Origin of the sequence: Sulfitobacter geojensis, from assembly GCF_000622325.1 — a bacterium.
Classification (GTDB): domain Bacteria; phylum Pseudomonadota; class Alphaproteobacteria; order Rhodobacterales; family Rhodobacteraceae; genus Sulfitobacter; species Sulfitobacter geojensis.
Genome location: NZ_JASE01000005.1, coordinates 1,568,026 through 1,586,173, shown reverse-complemented (window position 1 = coordinate 1,586,173; position 18,148 = coordinate 1,568,026). Strand labels below are relative to the sequence as shown.

The 18,148-nt window shown below is 57.5% G+C and carries 13 protein-coding genes and 1 tRNA gene; 12 read left to right on the top strand and 2 right to left on the bottom strand.

Features of this window, described 5'->3' with window-relative positions:
- Positions 1-12 precede the first annotated feature (12 nt).
- The 5 genes from Z947_RS0109740 to Z947_RS0109715 all read left to right on the top strand — a co-directional run bounded on the left by Z947_RS0109740 (position 13) and on the right by Z947_RS0109715 (position 7,786).
- Positions 13-107 (top strand) — tRNA-Sec (locus Z947_RS0109740).
- Between the two features lie 65 nt (positions 108-172).
- Positions 173-1,735, top strand: a complete 1,563-nt coding sequence (locus Z947_RS0109735) for a peroxiredoxin family protein (protein ID WP_025044118.1) — start codon at positions 173-175, stop codon at positions 1,733-1,735.
- Positions 1,736-1,759: 24 nt separating this feature from the next.
- Complete coding sequence (locus Z947_RS22455) at positions 1,760-2,281, top strand: UGSC family (seleno)protein (RefSeq protein ID WP_276202372.1); 522 nt, start codon at positions 1,760-1,762, stop codon at positions 2,279-2,281.
- Positions 2,282-2,563: 282 nt separating this feature from the next.
- Positions 2,564-6,115, top strand: a complete 3,552-nt coding sequence (locus tag Z947_RS20965; RefSeq protein ID WP_025044115.1) for a DUF4214 domain-containing protein — start codon at positions 2,564-2,566, stop codon at positions 6,113-6,115.
- A 135-nt stretch (positions 6,116-6,250) separates the two neighbouring features.
- Positions 6,251-7,786, top strand: coding sequence for an AMP-binding protein (locus tag Z947_RS0109715; RefSeq protein ID WP_025044114.1), 1,536 nt, complete (start codon positions 6,251-6,253; stop codon positions 7,784-7,786).
- Here the strand turns inward: Z947_RS0109715 and Z947_RS0109710 are convergent.
- On the bottom strand, positions 7,783-8,697 hold the full coding sequence (locus Z947_RS0109710) for a DMT family transporter (protein WP_025044113.1): 915 nt from the start codon (positions 8,695-8,697) through the stop codon (positions 7,783-7,785). The genes Z947_RS0109715 and Z947_RS0109710 overlap by 4 nt on opposite strands.
- Before the next feature lie 58 nt (positions 8,698-8,755).
- The gene (locus tag Z947_RS0109705) at positions 8,756-9,571 is read right to left on the bottom strand and encodes an IclR family transcriptional regulator (RefSeq protein ID WP_025044112.1); all 816 of its coding nucleotides are present in this window, start codon (positions 9,569-9,571) and stop codon (positions 8,756-8,758) included.
- A gap of 148 nt (positions 9,572-9,719) precedes the next feature.
- On the opposite strand from Z947_RS0109705, the gene Z947_RS0109700 reads away from it, so the two are divergent.
- The 7 genes from Z947_RS0109700 (at position 9,720) to Z947_RS0109670 (ending at position 18,128) form a co-directional block, all read left to right on the top strand.
- A complete protein-coding gene (locus tag Z947_RS0109700) occupies positions 9,720-11,234 on the top strand; it encodes an ABC transporter substrate-binding protein (protein WP_025044111.1) in 1,515 nt (504 codons plus the stop codon).
- An 87-nt stretch (positions 11,235-11,321) separates the two neighbouring features.
- A complete protein-coding gene (locus Z947_RS0109695) occupies positions 11,322-12,239 on the top strand; it encodes an ABC transporter permease (RefSeq protein WP_025044110.1) in 918 nt (305 codons plus the stop codon).
- A 7-nt stretch (positions 12,240-12,246) separates the two neighbouring features.
- The gene (locus Z947_RS0109690) at positions 12,247-13,152 is read left to right on the top strand and encodes an ABC transporter permease (protein WP_179453272.1); all 906 of its coding nucleotides are present in this window, start codon (positions 12,247-12,249) and stop codon (positions 13,150-13,152) included.
- A complete protein-coding gene (locus Z947_RS0109685) occupies positions 13,152-14,168 on the top strand; it encodes an ABC transporter ATP-binding protein (RefSeq protein ID WP_025044108.1) in 1,017 nt (338 codons plus the stop codon). The genes Z947_RS0109690 and Z947_RS0109685 overlap by 1 nt, the downstream gene beginning before the upstream one ends.
- Complete coding sequence (locus Z947_RS0109680; RefSeq protein ID WP_025044107.1) at positions 14,165-15,169, top strand: ABC transporter ATP-binding protein; 1,005 nt, start codon at positions 14,165-14,167, stop codon at positions 15,167-15,169. Before Z947_RS0109685 ends, Z947_RS0109680 begins: the two co-directional genes overlap by 4 nt.
- Positions 15,166-16,746, top strand: a complete 1,581-nt coding sequence (locus Z947_RS0109675) for a gamma-glutamyltransferase (protein ID WP_025044106.1) — start codon at positions 15,166-15,168, stop codon at positions 16,744-16,746. Before Z947_RS0109680 ends, Z947_RS0109675 begins: the two co-directional genes overlap by 4 nt.
- Entirely contained in the window at positions 16,743-18,128 is a 1,386-nt protein-coding gene (locus tag Z947_RS0109670; RefSeq protein WP_025044105.1) for a M20 family metallopeptidase, read from the top strand. The genes Z947_RS0109675 and Z947_RS0109670 overlap by 4 nt, the downstream gene beginning before the upstream one ends.
- Positions 18,129-18,148 lie beyond the last annotated feature (20 nt).

Genomic DNA, 18,148 nt, shown 5'->3' with positions numbered 1-18,148 from the left:
TTCGCGCCAGCTGGAGGTGACTGGAGTCTGGTGGCTTCCCTGGTCTTCAACACCATGGACGCGCCTTTGCGGCGTGTGGTGGGTTCGATTCCCATCCACCTCCGCCACCTGCACGCTCTGGACATTGCGCGCCATTCATTACCACAATGGCAAAAAATGCGAGGGGGCAAAAATGCGCGACACAGGTTTGAGTTTTTCATTGAATGATTTGACAGGGACACCGCACAGCCTGCCCGCCGGACAGGCCAGCCTGATCTGCTTTGTTAAAGAGGATTGCGGAACCTGCAACACCGCCGCCCCCGTGCTTGAAGCCTTCCACAAAGCCTATGGCGATAAGATTAACGTTACATTGATCGCCCAGTCCGGCGCGGCCAACGCCACCTTTGCCGAGCGCCACAGCCTGTCAATGCCAGTGCTGGATGACACTGCTTGTAAGACTGCGTTCGAATGGGACATCGAAAGCGTGCCCTCGGTATTCTGGATCGACGATGAGGGCACCGTGCAACGCCAGTTTGAAGGGTTCATCCGAACCGATTGGGAAACACTGAGCGCAGAGATAAGCGGTAAAACCGCCCTTCCTGCAGCCCAGATCGATTGGGAAAGCCTGCCTGCATGGCGTCCGGGGTGCGGTTCGAAACACCTTGATCCCGCAGTGTTCGACAAACTGCGCGCCGAGGCAGAGGGCAGCCCGATCCGGGCGCGCAAGATCGAGGTAGCCAGCAGCGACGACGTGGCGGAGTTCATGTTCGATCAGGGGTTTTCGGACGGTTTGCCGCTGGTGCCGCCAACGCCGGAGCGGGTGATGCGGATGTTGTCCGGCACCCACCGCGATGCGCAGGAAGTGGTCGCGACCGTGGCCCCCAACATGGGCGAAGCAACGATTGAGAAAATCGCGATCAACGCAGTAATGGCGGGATGCAAGCCCGAATATCTGCCCGTGGTTATCACCGCTGTCGAGGCGATTTGCACCGACGCTTTTAACATTCATGGCGTCACGGCCACGACGATGGGGGCCGCCCCTGTGATCGTGGTCAACGGGCCGATCCGTGACAAAATCGGAATGAATATGAAACTTGGTGCCTTGGGTGCCGGGAACCGCGCGAATGCTACGATCGGGCGCGCAGTCCGCTTGGTGGTGCGCAATGTCGGCGGGGCGTCAACCGGTGGTGTCGAACGTTCGACCCTTGGGAACCCGATGAAATTTACCATGTGTTTCGCCGAATACGAAGAACGCACACCCTGGCCTGCGCTGCACGTCGAACGCGGATTTCAGCCAGAGGATTCCGTTGTGACCGTCTTTGCCATGACAGGCGGCCCCATGCACATCGTTGACCAGACCTCGCGTGAGCCTGATCAGATCGCGGGGTCTCTTGGCCTCGGGTTGGAGGGCGTGTTTTCTCCTAAGATGAAGAACCTGCCGGTGGATGCCCTGCTTGTAGTTTGTCCCGAACACCTTGATACGCTTATGCGCGAGGGCCCCTACTCAAAGGAGCGTTTACGCCAGCGTATTCAGGAGGTTACGGCCACTCCAGCCGCCAGTTCGCGCAGTGATGATACATTGAAAGCGCCGCAACCCAGCGCCGGTTCGACGACCGTTTCGAAATTTGCCAGCACCGACTTTATCCACGTGGTCGTTGCCGGATCAAACGCGGGCAAGTTTTCGTCTGCGTTTCACGGTTGGGCAAGCGGTGCCGTCGGTTCGACACCGGTTTCCAAGAAGATCGACCTCGGATAAGCTAACGTCGAGAGGAGGAGGAAAATGACAACAATTCTTGACCCGACAGACGAACGCACACCAGTTGAACGCCAGATCACCCCACGATCCGGCACGCTTTCCGGTGTCATCGGCCTGTTGGATATCAGCAAGCCGCGCGGCAATGTAATGCTGGACGAGCTTGAAAAACTGCTGGCTGAAAAGGCCCCTGATGTAACGGTACGCCGCTACAAAAAGCCGACCTTTGCAAAGCCTTGCCCAGACGACCTGCGCCACGAAATGCGTGACGCCTGTGATCTGGTGCTAGAGGCATTGGCCGACTGAGGTTCCTGTACGACGTGCAGTATGCACGATACAGTCTGGTTTGAAATCCAGGGAATCCCATCGGTTTTTGTCGCCTCTAGCGAGTTTGGCGAAGCCGCCGAAGCGCAAAAGGCTGCGCTTGGCATGAACGGCGCGCGCTATGTCTTGGTGCCGCATCCCATTCAGGATGCCACTGACGACGAAATGCGCACCAAAGCACAGAACGCGCTGGCACAGATCGTCAGCGCATTGACTGAAAACTAAGATACGGGCGCGGCTGTCGCACAGGAACAGCCGCGCCCCGATTTATTGGCTTTCACAGTCTGACCCTTTGCTAAATCACACCCCTACCCTTCCCGGAATTTCATAATTTTCCGTAAATTCATTTGCCGTTTTTGTTGCGAAATTCGAAAGCCGAAGTTTTAGAACGAAAATAGAACAAATTGCAGTGCCGCTTAACTTACAATTAGGGTAGCGGCCTTATGGATTCCCCAGCTCGACCGCCAAAACGGGTGAAGACGAGCGGCACATAGCAAGGGGATTCTCATGCCGGGAAAGGCGCTTTTTATTGGTCACAGTTTGGTCGGGCCAGTGATGCCCGACATGTTCAACAGCTTCATGGCCGATCAGGGTTTTGCCATGCGGGCTGATTATCAGGTCATCAATGGTGCCCCGCTAAAGTGGAACTGGAACAACGGTCATAGTGCCGAGGGTGTGAATGCACGCGATGTCCTGCCAAGTGGTTCTTATGACGCTGTGATTGTGACAGAAGGCATTCCACTGGATGACCAGATCATGTGGAATGACAGCCAAGGCTACGCAAAACGCTATTTCGACCTTGCTCACGATGCCAACCCAGATACGCAGTTTTACCTTTACGAAACATGGCATGAAATTGGTGCAAGTACCGCAACTTGGCGGGCGCAAATCGCCAATGATCTGTCCAAATGGGAAGGGATTATCGACCATGTAAACGCCAATGCCCCCAGTGGCGCGGCCGAGGCTTTGCTTGTGCCTGCGGGGCAGGCCATGGCCAAGCTGCATGACGCAATCGAAGCCGGTCGGGTTCCGGGTTTGACCAGCATTCGCGATCTCTTTAACGACAACATTCACCTCAACGAAACCGGCATTTGGTTTGTCGCCGCTCTGCAGGCAGAGGTCATCGCCGGTGCAGATGCCGCGAGCCTGCCGCAGCAGACAGTTTCGATATGGGGAACCCCCTACGGCGGTCCAAGCCCCGCGATTTCTCAAGCAATGAGTGATGTAATTGACGAGACGTTGGCGGCTTATGATCGCGATGGGACTGACGGGAATGGCAGCAATACCCCTCCCCCGCAACCTGCGCCACAACCGGAACCGGAACCCGCCCCCACGCCGCAGCCTGAGCCCGAACCAGAACCGGCCCCGCAACCTCAACCTCAGCCAACACCGCCTCCCCAGCCGCCTACAAATGGCGGCGGGTCGGACACCGGCATCCCTATCGGTCTAGGCTTTGGCCTGAGCCATATTGCCGATTATGCCCCGGCATCGCCATTCCTGGACGTCTTTAAATCCTCACGCCCCTTCTTTGGTCACCAAAGCGGCCGGTGGGGAGGGGTAGAAAACGAAGACCTATTGGCGCAGGGCATTCTGGACAGCAACGGCTGGCCGGCCGAAATCCCGGCCGGTGTCGACAGTATCGCGACGCTCATCCTCACAGAATTTCCAGCAGAGATGACAGATGCAGCAGGACGTTATCGCGTTACCTGGGAAGGCAACGGTGAACTTCAGATCGGCCTCGCGGGCTATGACGTAACTTACGGGCAGAACGAAGCGTGGTTTTCATATGCGCCGGACGGGCGCGGCCTTGTCAGCATCGATATCCTTTCAACGGACCCTGCGGGTAACGGAAGTTATATTCGAGATATATCTGTTGTGCACCAACAGCATACCGCAGCTTTTGACGCGGGCAAGATGTTCAATCCGAAATGGATCGATATCATCGAGGACGCTCATTCGCTGCGCTTTATGGACTGGATGAACACCAATAATTCAACAGTAACATCTCAACGCGACATGCCCCAAACGCAAGATGCTTCATGGGCCGAAAATGGCGCACCGCTTGAGGTGATGATCCGTCTTGCCAATGAAACGGGGACCGCCCCCTGGTTCACCCTGCCCCATCTCGCCACGCCCCAATACATCCGCGCCTTCGTCCGCGAGGTTCATGAAACGTTGGATGCCGGCCTGACGCCCTATTTTGAATTTTCCAATGAGGTCTGGAACTGGCAATTCGAACAGGCGCGTGCGGCTGATCTGGAAGGGCAGGAACGCTTCCCTGGAGTTGGCTCCGCTTGGGTGCAGAACTATGCGGGTGATGCCGTGACAATGGCGGAGATCATCGACGAAATCTACGGCGTGAACAATCCGAATGTGATCAAAGTAATTACCACCCAAACCGGATGGTTAGGTCTTGAGGATGCTATCCTCGACGCGCCCGACTGGGTCGCGGAAAACCCTGCGGCGCGCGCGGCACCTTCCACCTATTTTGACGCCTATGCGATCACCGGATATTTTGACGGCGGCCTTGGACGGGGTGAAAAGGGAAATATGGTGCTCGCGTGGCTGGATGAAAGCCGGACCCTTGCCGAGGAAAATGCGACCGCCCTTGGTTTAACCGGCCAGTCCAGAGAGGCCTATTTGGCCGAACATCGGTATGATCTCGCCACCGAGCGCGCCATCCTTGAGTTGCGAGACGGCTCTGTCAGTGGGGATCCACAAGGGTCGCTGGCAGACCTCGCACAGCTTTTCGCCTATCACAAAGACCAGGCCGACGCGGCTGGTCTTGAACTCGTCATGTACGAAGGTGGTACGCATATTGTCGGTGTCGGCGAGTGGCAAGGAAATGCGACTTTGACCGACTTCTTTTCGCATCTGAATTATACCGCGGGTATGGGTTCAATATATCAAGAGTTGCTTCAAACCTGGGTCGATGCGGGGGGCACACTCTTCAACGCCTATACAGCCGTTGATCGCCCGACAGTTCATGGGAGCTGGGGGCACCTTCGCCACCTCGATGATGAAAATCCACGGATGGCGGCCGTTCAGGATTTCCTTCAGGCCTTTGCCAAAGGCGAAAGAGCCAGTCAGGATTACCTGCCAATACGTCCGGACTTCCAGACGCCGGAGACATTGATTGGCGATGAATCAGATAACACATTGCACGGTACCGAAACTGTTGATGAGATTTTCGGTTTGTCAGGTGATGACAATCTGCGCGGCGGCGCGGGGGATGATATGCTTGATGGTGGCCGCGGTTGGGATAGTGCCCATTTCTCCGGTGGGCAGGAAAATTATACCCTCGCCCTCACTGCGACGGGTATCGAGATCGAAGACCGCCGCGTCGGCGGGGACGGAACCGATCAACTGATGAATATCGAACAATTGCATTTTACGGACCCGTCACAAAACAACCGCGTCACCCGCTTTGACCTTTCGGAGTTCACCGGCACCCAGAATCTGAGCACAGCCGAGATGGAAAGCTTCATCGAGCTCTACATCGCATATTTTAACCGCGCACCAGACGCTGTTGGCCTGAATTTTTGGGGAACAGCATTTGCCAACGGGACAAGCCTGCAGCAGATCGCCGCCTTGTTTATCGAGCAACAGGAAACCCGCCAGACCTATCCAGACAGCATGAGTACTGACGATTTTGCAACTGCAGTTTACAGCAACGTGCTGGGGCGGCGCGCAGATCAAGACGGGTTTGATTTCTGGACACAGGCTTTGGAAACCGGTGCAGTCGCGCGCGACCAGTTCATCCTCGCTGTTCTGGAAGGCGCAAAAACGCCACCACAGGGGCAAATGTCGAACAGCTTTCTCGCCCAACAAATGGCGGACAGGCAGTATCTTGCGGATAAGACAGATATTGGCGCATATTTTTCTGTGCATAGGGGCATGTCCGACGTGTCAAACGCACAATCCGCTATGTCGTTGTTTGATGGAACAGCATCCAGTTTTGATCGTTCAATCGGCTTGGTAGACGATCTTGCCCGTGACGGGACAGGTGAATTTCTGATGCCCTTGGTCGGCGTATTGGAGGAACCTGCATGGTGGTAACATGCCAACCCAACGGCCTATCAAAATGAACGATTGACGTGGCGTATCCTGCAGAATTCGGACCAACCCTCTTCTGACCACTTTACTTTCAGAAAGCGGGTAGCGTTTCATGAGCCGGCAGTCGAAAGGAACACCATGTCGGATACAGTTGTCGCGGATTTTGACCAACAGCTTTCTCGGGAAATGCTGGAAGTGCAAGCAGCCAAGGGGGCAAGCGCCCTTACGGCAATTGGGGCGGGCGTGGATGTGCCCGTGGCCGTGATCATGCGGAATGATCTGGTCCAACTTGAAATCATGCGTGCTGCAGCGCGAGCGGGAACAGTCATCGTCGCATTGAACTGGCACGGTCAGACGGACGAAGTCGCGGCCATCTGTGCCGATAGCGGAGCCCAGATTGTGATCATCCACCGCGATCTGATTGATGCACTACGACCGGCGCTGAAGGGGCGCAAGGTGATTGGGGTAACACCTGGCCCCGCACTTTGTGCGGCCTATGGCATTGACGAAGCGGCCGCCAATACGGATTTGGACTGTCCGGAATGGAGTGCATTGGTGGCGGCGCAAGCTCCCCTGGCACAGCGCGAAATGATGCGCCCGCTCATGCGTTATACGTCTGGATCAACAGGCCGGCCGAAAGGGGTGCGGCGTACCGGTTCAGGACCGCGCAAGGACTTCGAAGCGGTTCTTGCCCGTGTAGGCGCCGAAATGATGCGCTTCAAACCGGGGTCGCGATATTTTACGGCAGCTCCGATTTACCATTCCGCACCGTCAACCCTGACCAGTTCCGCGCTCGTCTCGGAAGGTGTGTCGACGTTCATCGCGCCGAAATTCGAGCCCGAAGCGTTCCTTGCCACGATCGAGGCGCAGCGGATCACCCACATCTACCTTGTACCCACCATGATGAGCAGGTTGCTGAAACTGCCTGATGATGTAAAAGCGCGCTACGACCTATCGTCGATCGAGTTTTGCGTTTCGACAGGTTCGCCCTGGCCACACGACCTGAAGGTCGCGATGATCGACTGGTGGGGGCCGGTATTTTGGGAAAGCTACGGGGCGACCGAAATCGGGTTTATGACGATGGTGTCTTCGGCCGATGCTTTAGCCAAACCGGGGACCGCAGGGCAGATGCAAATGGGCTGTACCGTCTTAATCCTTGATGAAGACGGAAACATCTTGCCGGCCGGTGAGGTTGGCGAAATCCATGCGAAAATGGATGCCTTTGGCGGGTTTGATTATTCAAACGATCCCGAAAGCAGGCGCGCGGCGGAAAAGCACGGTCATTGTTCGATTGGCGATCTTGGCTGGCTTGATGAAGACGGCTTTCTGTTCATTACCGACCGCAAAAAGGACATGATCATTTCCGGCGGCGCGAATATTTTTCCGGCCGAGATTGAGGCCGTTCTGATGCGCGCGCCCTTCATTCGCGACGTCGCGGTCTTTGGCGCGCCGGACCCCGAATTTGGCGAACGGATTGTCGCCGCGATTGAACCGTCGGACGGTTGGGCACCTGATGAGGCGGAAGTGATGGCATTTCTCGATGGCAAACTTGCACGTTTTAAACAGCCGAGGATCATTGATTTTCACACCGCCCTGCCCCGCGAGGACAGTGGCAAGATTTTCAAGCCGCGCTTGCGTGCGCCCTATTGGGACGGGGCGGGCCGGAAAATCTAATCTACGGTAGCCTTTGACTGGCGCTCTCTAAGAGCGATGAAAAAGCCTGAGGCAAAGATTAATCCGGCCCCGATCAAAGTGTAGATGTCTGGAATTTCGGCAAAGAACCATGCACCGATCAACGCGGTCCAGATCAGCTTGAGAAAGTCGAAAGGCATCAGGGCCGTCGGGTCGGTTTCCTTAAGCGACTGGCTCAGCGCCATTTGGGCGAGCGTGCCGAACAGGCCGATCATCACAAGCCAGCCCAAGGTCTGCAGCCCGAATGGCTGCCAGACCCAAAGGGCGGGAAGGATCGAAAAGCCGCCCAGAAAAATGCCCATATAGGCGACAATCGTCAGGCTGGATTCAGTGCGCGACAGGATTTTGATCAGGATCATCGCAACGGCCCAGAACACCGCCGATCCCGTCACCAACACTGCGCCCAAGTCGATGGCGATGATGCCAGGGCGCAGGATGATCAGCATGCCGACAAAGCCGGACAGGATCGCAAGCCAGCGGTAAATGCGAAATCTTTCGCCCAGAACGAGAACAGCAAGAACCGCCATAAAGATGGGAGCGGCAAAGCTGAGGGCGGTGACCTTGGCAATTGGTGATATCGATAAGGCCGTGAAAAACATCAGCATGGCCGCAATATTGACGACGCCGCGTAGCGCATGCAGGCCAAGCCGGTTGGTGCGCAGCATCGAAAAGCGCGACCGGATCAGCAATGGCAGGAGAAATGCGATGCCGAACAGATTGCGGAAAAATGCGATTTGAAAAGGCGGCAGCACTTCGGAGACAAAGCGCACAAGCCCGTGCATGATCGAAAACGCGACGGTGGACGCACACATAAGTATGATCCCGCGCACTGCTGGCGTCATTGTCTGCCAAAATGTGCCGTAGACGCGAAGCCGTGCGTGCAGCGTATTCATCGTCCTTCACTCCAATCCGGTGCGTTTGGAAAACTGTCATGCCCAGTGTCAGAGCCCATCAAGTTTCGCCCATCGGTCGGGCAAGCCCTTGGGCGTGATACCCCCGTTGCAATTGGGGCGCGATGGCATGTGCGGCATCCAGAATAAACGGCAACGCCTCTTCCTGAATGCGCGTGGCAGGCCAAAGTCGGGAGGGGAAAGAGCATTGCACCGCTGCAAACGCCACCCCGTCAGGACCTGTGATCGGTGCGGAGATGCCGGTTTGCCCGAGGATCGCCTGATTCTGCGTCTCGGCATATCCCTGCCGAGATGCGGTTTCGATGGCACGGCCGATCTCTGTGCGGTCCAGAGTTGTTTTCGCGGTCATCTGGTTCACACTCCATGTGGCGATAGCCTCCGCGCATTCCGATGCTGACCACGTCGACAGAATCGCCCGTCCCGCCGCGGTACAAAGTGCGGGCAAACGGCGCCCGATGATCGTGCTGGAAAAATGGCTGCTTTTGCCCGGAATCCGGCTAACGTATAAAATATGGTCACCCGATATCTCTGCCAGATTGGCCGTCGCCCCAAGGTGTTGCGAAAGCTCGATCAATCGCGGCATCGCCAGCTGCACCAAAGGGTCCGACCAGAAGTAGGCATAGGCCATGCGCAGCCAGGCATGGGAAGGCCGAAAACGTTTTGTTTTCATATCCTTGTCCAGCATCCCTTCAACGTGCAGCGTGTTCGTCAAACGCTGTGTCGCGCTTTTATCCAAACCGGTGCGCGCGGCGATTTCGCTTAGCGACATTTCGGTCGCTGTCTCATCAAAAGCCCGCAAAATTTTTAGGCCCTTCGCGAGCGATCCGACGTAAAGGGTATTTTGTTTCTCGCTCAACACCTGCCCCCTTCCCTGTTTCTTAAAATTTGGCTTGACTCTTACGGCCCGAATTCAGCTAACTTTATTATAAAGCAGTCTCAAGTATTATATAATAATACAACAAAAAAGTGATTAAACGTCCAACAGGGACAGAACGGGAGAACGCATGAAACTTGCACTGATAAAATCTTCGGTCGCAGCGCTGGCACTTACAATTGGCGGCGCGGCCTATGCCGACAAGGCGAACGATACGCTGGCGGTCGGGTTCACCAAGGAGCTGGAAAACGTCGACAGCTACTTTAACTCGTCACGCGAAGGTGTGGTGTTGCAGCGGGCAATCTGGGACGGTTTGATTTACCGCGACCCCGCGACCAATGAATACATAGGCAATCTTGCGACCTCCTGGGAATGGATTGACGATGTCACGCTTGAATTCAAACTGCGCGAAGGGGTGACCTTTCACAACGGGGAGGCCTTTACGGCGGACGATGTGGTTTACACGGTCAATTTCGTGTCCGTGAAGGAAAATGGTGTCAAAACACAGCGCAACGTCAACTGGATGAAATCGGCCGACAAGATCGACGACTACACCGTGCGCATCAACCTTAAGGACCCGTTTCCAGCCGCGATCGAATTTCTGTCCGGTCCGGTGTCGATGTATCCCAACGAATATTACGCCGAAGTGGGCCCCTCTGGCATGGGGCTGAACCCTGTGGGGACCGGTCCGTATAAGGCCACATCGGTGACGCCGGGCCAGCATTTTGTATTGGAAAAGAACGAAAACTATCATGACAGCCCGAAAGGCCAGCCGACAATTGGCAAGATTGATATCCGCACAATCCCCGATGTGAACACGCAATTGGCCGAAATGTTTACCGGCACGCTGGATCTGATCTGGCAGGTTCCCACGGATCAGGCTGAAAAGCTGGGCCAGATGGAGCAGTTCAATGTGGTAAACGAAAGCACCATGCGGATCGGGTATATGACGCTGGATGCGGCGGGCCGCACTGGCGCGGATAATCCGTTCACAAAGCTTAAGGTCCGTCAGGCGGTCGCGCATGCGATTGACAGCCAGACTTTGGTTGATGCGCTGCTGAAAGGCAAAAGCAAGGTTGTGCGTTCGGCCTGTTTCCCCAGCCAGTTCGGGTGTGAACAGGATATCAAAGCCTATGAGTACGATCCCGAAAAGGCCAAGGCGCTTTTGGCCGAAGCGGGCTATCCTGATGGTTTCACAACAGAATTCTACGCTTACCGCGACCGTGATTATGCCGAAGCGATTTCGAGCTACATGAACGCGGTCGGCATCAAGACCGAATTCAACATGCTCAAATACTCCGCATTGCGTGAATTGCGCGCGACCAAGGGCGTGCCGGTGTCGTTCCAGACTTGGGGATCCTATTCGATCAACGACACATCTGCGATCACCAGCCAGTTCTTCAAATTCGGCGATCTGGACGACGCGCGGGATGAACAGGTGCGCGACTGGTTGGATATCGCGGACAGTTCGACCGACAGCGACACCCGCAAGGAAAACTATTCAAAAGCGCTCAAGCGGATCGCGGATGAAGCGTTCTGGGTGCCGATGTTCTCGTACAACACCAACTATGTGTTCGGGAACGAAGTGGCCTATACCCCGACACCGGACGAGGTTCTGCGCTTTACCACGATGACGTGGAACTAAACAAAACGATTGGGTCGGGCACCGCGCTGTGCCCGATCTCTTTGCCTGATCCGTCCCCCGCGCCCTGAATAAAAAGAGAAACGCAACTTGCTCAAATTTATCGTAAAACGGCTGGGCCTCGCGATCCTCGTGGCGCTCACTGTGTCCTTCATCAGCTTTATCCTGCTGTATTTATCGGGCGATCCTGCGGCAGCTTTGGCAGGGGAAGGGGCCACAGACGAGGACGTGCATGCGATCCGCGAACTTTACGGTTTTGACCGGCCTGTTCTGGTCCAATACGTAAGCTGGCTGCTGAACGCCTTGTCCGGCGATTTCGGCGAAAGCTATTATTTCAAACTCCCTGTCGCCAGCCTGCTGGCGGAACGCCTTTCCGTCACCATGTTGCTGGGCCTCTGCGGGATCAGCTTTGCCTTGCTGACGGCTGTGCCGTTGGGCGTGATGGCGGCAATCCGGCCTAATTCCCTGATTGACCGGATTGCCCTGTTCCTGTCCGTCGCCGGTCAGGCGCTGCCGTCTTTCTGGTTCGGGCTGATCCTGATCGTCGTCTTTGCGATCAAGCTGCAATGGCTGCCGGTTTCGGGTTCAGGAAGCTGGCAACATTTCATCATGCCCACCATTGTGCTGGGCTATTATGCGATGCCGGCAATCATGCGGTTGACCCGCGCCGGCATGCTGGAGGTGCTCTCGTCGGATTATATTCGCACCGCCCGTGCGAAAGGCGCACCCGAAGGGGTGGTGATGTTCAAACATGCCCTGCGCAATGCGATTATTCCGGTGGTCAGCCTTGCCGCCGTTCAGATGGGGTTCATGCTGGGCGGGTCGATTGTGGTTGAATCCATCTTTGCGCTGCACGGGGCCGGATACCTTGCCTGGGAAAGCATATCACGCAACGATTTGCCGACGGTGCAGGCGCTGATCCTTGTGTTTTCGATGTTTTACATCGTGTTCACCTTTCTGGCGGATGTGCTGAACGCATGGCTTGATCCGCGTATGAGAAGCAGTTGAGGCCGCCATGAATAACTTGACCAACTCCCCCGACGCCCTGCTGCAAGAAATCATCGGCCCGACACCGGGCCAGCGGCTGCGCGCCCGTGTGTTCGGGCACAAAGGCCTGTTGTTTGGCGCCGCCGTTCTGGGACTACTGCTGATCATTGCGATCCTTGCGCCGATTCTGGCACCGCATGATCCTTACGCCCAACAGTTGATGGCCCGTATGAAACCCCCGGTCTTTCTGGGCGGCACGTGGGAACACCCCTTGGGCACCGACCATTTAGGGCGGGATTATCTGTCGCGGCTGATCTACGGCGCGCGGGTTTCCCTGCTGATCGGCGGGATCGCAGCGCTGATTTCCGGTGTCATCGGCACGGCGATGGGCGTGGCTGCCGGATACTTTGGCGGGCGTGTTGATGCCGTCGTGACCTTTTTGATCAACGTACGCTTGGCCATGCCTGTGGTACTGGTCGCATTGGCGGTGGTTGCCATCATGGGCGGCTCACTTCAGGTGGTGATTGTCGTGCTGGGTCTGTTGCTGTGGGACAGGTTTGCGGTTGTGATGCGCGCCTCGACGTTACAGGTGCGGGGGCGTGATTATGTGACGGCGGCGCGCGCCATCGGGGCGTCGACGCCGCGCATCCTGATGTCGGAAATCATGCCTAATATCGCCAACAACCTGATCGTTGTGGTCACCCTTGAGATGGCCCATGCCATCCTGCTTGAGGCGGTGTTGTCTTTCCTTGGGCTTGGGGTGCAACCACCGACCCCCTCTTGGGGGCTGATGGTTTCCGAGGGAAAGAATATGATGCTGTTTGAACCTTGGTTGGTGATGATCCCCGGTGCCGTATTGTTTGTACTGGTGCTGGCGATCAACCTGATGGGCGACGGATTGCGCGATGTGACAGCACCGGAAGGACGCAATTGATGACACAAGCCCCTGCAATTCTGACGGTGGAAAACCTAAGCATCGACATTCCGACCGAAACCGGAACGCTGCATGCCGTGCGCGGCATCGGGTTTGATCTGAAACCGGGCGAAACCCTGTGCATTGTAGGGGAAAGCGGATCGGGCAAATCATTGACGTCGCTGGCGTTGATGGGGTTGCTGGGCGGATCGATCAAAACAACTGCCGACAAAATGGAATTCGACGGCGTCGACCTGACCCGCGCCGGAAAACGCCAGATGCGCAGCCTGCGCGGCGCGCGCATGTCGATGATTTTTCAGGAACCCATGACCTCGCTCAACCCCGCCTTCACCATTGGCGACCAATTGATCGAGGCGATGACCCTGCATGTAAACGGCCCCAAAGCGGAGGCGCGCAACCGTGCGATTGATCTGTTGCAAAAGGTCGGCATTACCTCGGCAGAAAGCCGGATGTCACAGTATCCTCATCAGCTTTCGGGTGGTTTGCGCCAACGGGTGATGATCGCCATGGCCCTGATGTGCGGCCCTGACCTGATCATCGCGGATGAGCCGACAACGGCGCTGGACGTGACCATTCAGGCGCAGATCCTGCGTTTGCTGAAAGACCTGCAAAAGGAATTCGGCATGGCGATGATCCTGATCACCCATGACCTTGGGGTGGTGGCGCGGGTCGCAGATCAGGTCGCGGTGATGTACGCCGGTGAACTTGTCGAAACCGGCCCCACATCCGAGATTTTCGCGGCCCCGTCGCACCCTTACACCCGTGGTTTGCTGCGGTGCATCCCCCTGCCCGGCAAGTCCGATCGCGACGCGCGGTTGGGCACCATTCCAGGCATCGTGCCCTCATTGGTCGGAGAGGTTAGCGGCTGCGCCTTTCGCACCCGCTGCCCTCATGCCCGCGACACCTGTCGCAGCGACATCCCCGAACAGACGGCAACGGGGCACAACCATTCTTTCCGCTGCATTGATGCGAACGGCTTTGCCGGTGTGGACGAAACCGAGGGGGCAAACACATGAGCGATACCGATACCCCGTTCCTTGAACTGCGCAATGTCACCAAGACCTACAAGATCAAGCAGGGGCTTTTTGGTGAAACCAAATCCCTGACCGCGCTCAAGGATCTGTCTTTGAAGCTCAATAAGGGGGACGTGCTGGGCCTTGTCGGCGAAAGCGGTTGCGGCAAATCCACCTTGGCCAAGATCCTGCTGGGGTTGGAAGCCCCGACCTCCGGTCAGGTACTTGTGGACGGCACGCCGATTGGCGGGCACGACCGTTTGGCACTGGCGCGGCGCATCCAGCCGATCTTTCAGGATCCATATTCCTCGCTCAACCCACGCAAGACCATTCAGGATCTGATCGCCCTGCCCCTGCGGGTCCATAATGTAGGTGACGAGGCGAGCCGCACGAAAGCGGTGCGTGAAATTCTGGATGTTGTCGGCCTGCCATCGCGGGTGTTAACCAACTACCCCAGCCAGATGTCGGGCGGCCAGCGCCAGCGGGTTGCCATCGCCCGCGCTTTGGTGATGCGACCGCAAATCGTGATCTGCGACGAACCGACCTCGGCGCTTGATGTATCCGTGCAAAGCCAGATCTTGAACCTGCTGGGGGATTTACGCAGCGAATTCGGCCTGACCTATCTGTTCATCAGTCATGATCTCGCGGTCGTCGAACATCTGGCGACACAGGTGGCGGTCATGTACCTTGGCCGGATCGTCGAAGAAACCGGCGCGGCGGCCTTGTTCGATCACGCCCGCCACCCCTATTCGCAGGCTTTGCTGAAATCTGTTCTGACACCCGATCCCGAATTGGAAGTTCCAGACACGCAACTGGGCATGGCCTATCCCAACCCGATCGAGCCGCCGTCGGGCTGTCATTTCCACCCGCGGTGCCCCATGGCGACATCGCAATGCTCGGCAATCGTGCCGCGCCCGATCACGGACGATCTCGGGCTGGTCGAATGCCATTTGCACGACCCCGATGTCGATATGTCGCGTAACCTACAGGAAGCCTCGTCATGAGCCGGAATCTCTCGTCCTCCATGAACATCACCAAGACGGTGATCGAAACCGAACAGGGCGTCGTTGCTGCCCAGCACCGCGGTGCCGCCGAAGCTGGCGCTGCGGTCTTGGCCGCTGGCGGCGATGCGGTGGATGCCGCGATTGCCACCTCTTTTGCGATCGGTGTGGTAGAGCCTTGGATGAGTGGCCCTGCCGGCGGCGGCGGTTTGATGTTGTGGCGCGCGGACGAGGGGCGCGCCTATGCGTTGAACTACGGAATGCGCTCGCCAGCGGGGCTTGATCCGGCGGATTACCCGCTGAACAAAGGCGGTAAATCTGACGATCTGTTCCCGTGGGACACGGTTGAGGGCGAACGCAATGTCCACGGTGCCACGGCGGTGGCGGTGCCCGGGCTTGTGGACGGCATGGGCAAAATGCACGAACGGTTCGGCACAATGCCATGGGCCGAGCTGCTGGCCCCCGCCATCGCGATGGCGAATGAGGGCTTGCTGGTCGATTGGTTCGCCGCCCTTAACATCGCATCCTCGACACGGTCTTTGGCCAAAGACCCCGATGCGGCGGCCCTGTTCCTTGAAGACGGCCAATGGCCCACGGTATCGGGCTGGACGGCGCTTGCCGAAAAGCGTCTGGATATGTCCGGCATGGCGCGCAGCCTGCAGGAAATCGCGGATCAGGGCGCGCGCGCGCTTTATGATGGTGACCTTGCGCAGATGCTGGCCCGCGATGTTCAGGCCAAGGGCGGCGCGCTATCGGCAGATGATTTACACAACTATCACGCCTTTTTCTGCGATCCCTTGTCGTTTGACTATCGCGGCACACAGTTTGACGTTCTGCCCGGTTTGACAGCGGGCCCAACGATGCGCGAAGCGATGCAGGTGATGGCGGAGCGTGAACTTGGCGCGGCGCCGGACAGCAAAGCCTATAGCGCCTATGCCGACGGGCTGAACCAATCCTATGCCACCCGTCTTGCCAGCATGGGCCATGATGGTGAAACCCATGGCCATGAGGGGTGCACGACCCATTTCTCGGTGGTCGACAAACACGGCAATATGGTCAGCCAGACCCAGACCCTGCTGTCGATTTTCGGCAGCCGCGTGGTGTCCCCGTCAACGGGTTTCCTGCTGAACAACGGAATTATGTGGTTTGATCCCGTGCAAGAGCGGCCCAATTCACTGGCCCCTGACAAACCCTGTCTGATGAACATCTGCCCCGCGTTGGGATCGAAAGGTGAAAACCGTTTTGCCTTTGGCGCGTCGGGCGGGCGCAAGATCGTATCGGCAGTGACCCAGCTTTCCAGCTTTGTGGCGGACTTCGACATGGATCTGGCCGCGACCTTCCATCAGCCCCGCATTGACGTTTCGGGCGGTGAAACCATCGTCGCAGATGAGGCGCTGGACGATGCAACCCTTGAAGCCTTGCGTGCCACGCGATCCGTCACCACAACCAAACGCACGCTTTTCCCCTATGCTTTCGCCTGCCCCGCAGGGGTAATGCGCAGGAACGGCAAGAATTCAGGCTGCACTGAAATAATGTCGCCGTGGGGCGATGCCATTGCCGAAGACAAGGGAACAATATGAACCGACAGGATGCCATCGAACACGCGACCGCCTATTTCGAAACTGGCCAGCTGCAGACCGATCTGGGCCGGCTGGTCGCCTTTGAAACCGAAAGCCAGAACCCCGAAAAGATGCCGGAGCTGCGCCGCTATCTGGACGCCGCAATTGCACCGCGCCTCAGCGCACTGGGATTTGACTGCAAGGTTCACGACAACCCCGATCCTACCGGCGGCCCGCTGTTGGTTGGTACACGGATCGAAGACCCCGCATTGAAAACCGTTCTGACTTACGGGCACGGCGATGTGATCCGCGCCCAGACCGATGCATGGCGCGCGGGGCTTGCGCCCTTCACTTTGGTCGAGGAAGGCGAACGGCTTTACGGGCGGGGCACGGCGGACAACAAGGTCCAGCATATGATCAATATCGCGGCACTTGAAAGCGTCGTGGCAACGCGCGGAACGCTGGGGTTCAACGTCAAGATCGTGATCGAAACCAGCGAGGAAATCGGCTCGCCCGGGTTGGCAACCTTTATGGAAATCAACAAGGACATGCTGGCCGCAGACGTGCTGATTGCGTCCGACGGACCGCGCCTGCGCCCCGAAAGGGCCACGATGTTCATGGGCGCCCGCGGCGGGATGTCCTTTGATTTGGTGGTTGATTTGCGTGAGGGCGCGCATCATTCCGGCAATTTCGGCGGTTTGCTGGCTGATCCGGCGATCATCCTGTCACATGCGCTTGCCAGCATCACCGATGCACGCGGTCAAATCCAGATCCCCGAATGGCGCCCGGACAGCCTGACCCCATCCGTGCAAGAGGCGCTTGCGGCGCTGCCTGTCACGCAAGGCAGTTCCCCAAAAGTCGACGAAGACTGGGGCGAGGAAAGCCTGACACCGGCGGAACGCACCTACGGGTGGAACTCCTTTGCTGTTCTGGCCATGAAAAGCGGCGTGCCGGAGGCGCCGGTCAACGCGATTTCCGGCCATGCACGGGCGACCTGCCAGCTGCGCTATGTGGTGGGCACCGACCCCGACGGGATCATTCCCGCCTTGCGCCGCCATCTTGATGCGCTGGGGTTTCATGCCGTCAGCATCGAACAACATGAGCGCGGTTTTTTCCCCGCCACGCGCCTTGACCCCAGTGATCCATGGGTCACCTACGTCAAGAATTCATTGACCGAAACCACCGGCGAAACGCCGCATATCCTGCCCAACCTTGCAGGCTCCCTGCCCAACGAATGTTTTGCGGACATCCTTGGCTTGCCCACAGTCTGGGTGCCGCACAGCTATCTGGGGTGCAGCCAGCATGCGCCGGATGAACATGTTCTGAAATCGGTTTGCGCAAGCGCCATGGCGATTATGGCGGGCCTGTTCTGGGACATCGGATCGGGAAAACAGGTCCCGTAGAGCATCGGCGCTTTCGTTCT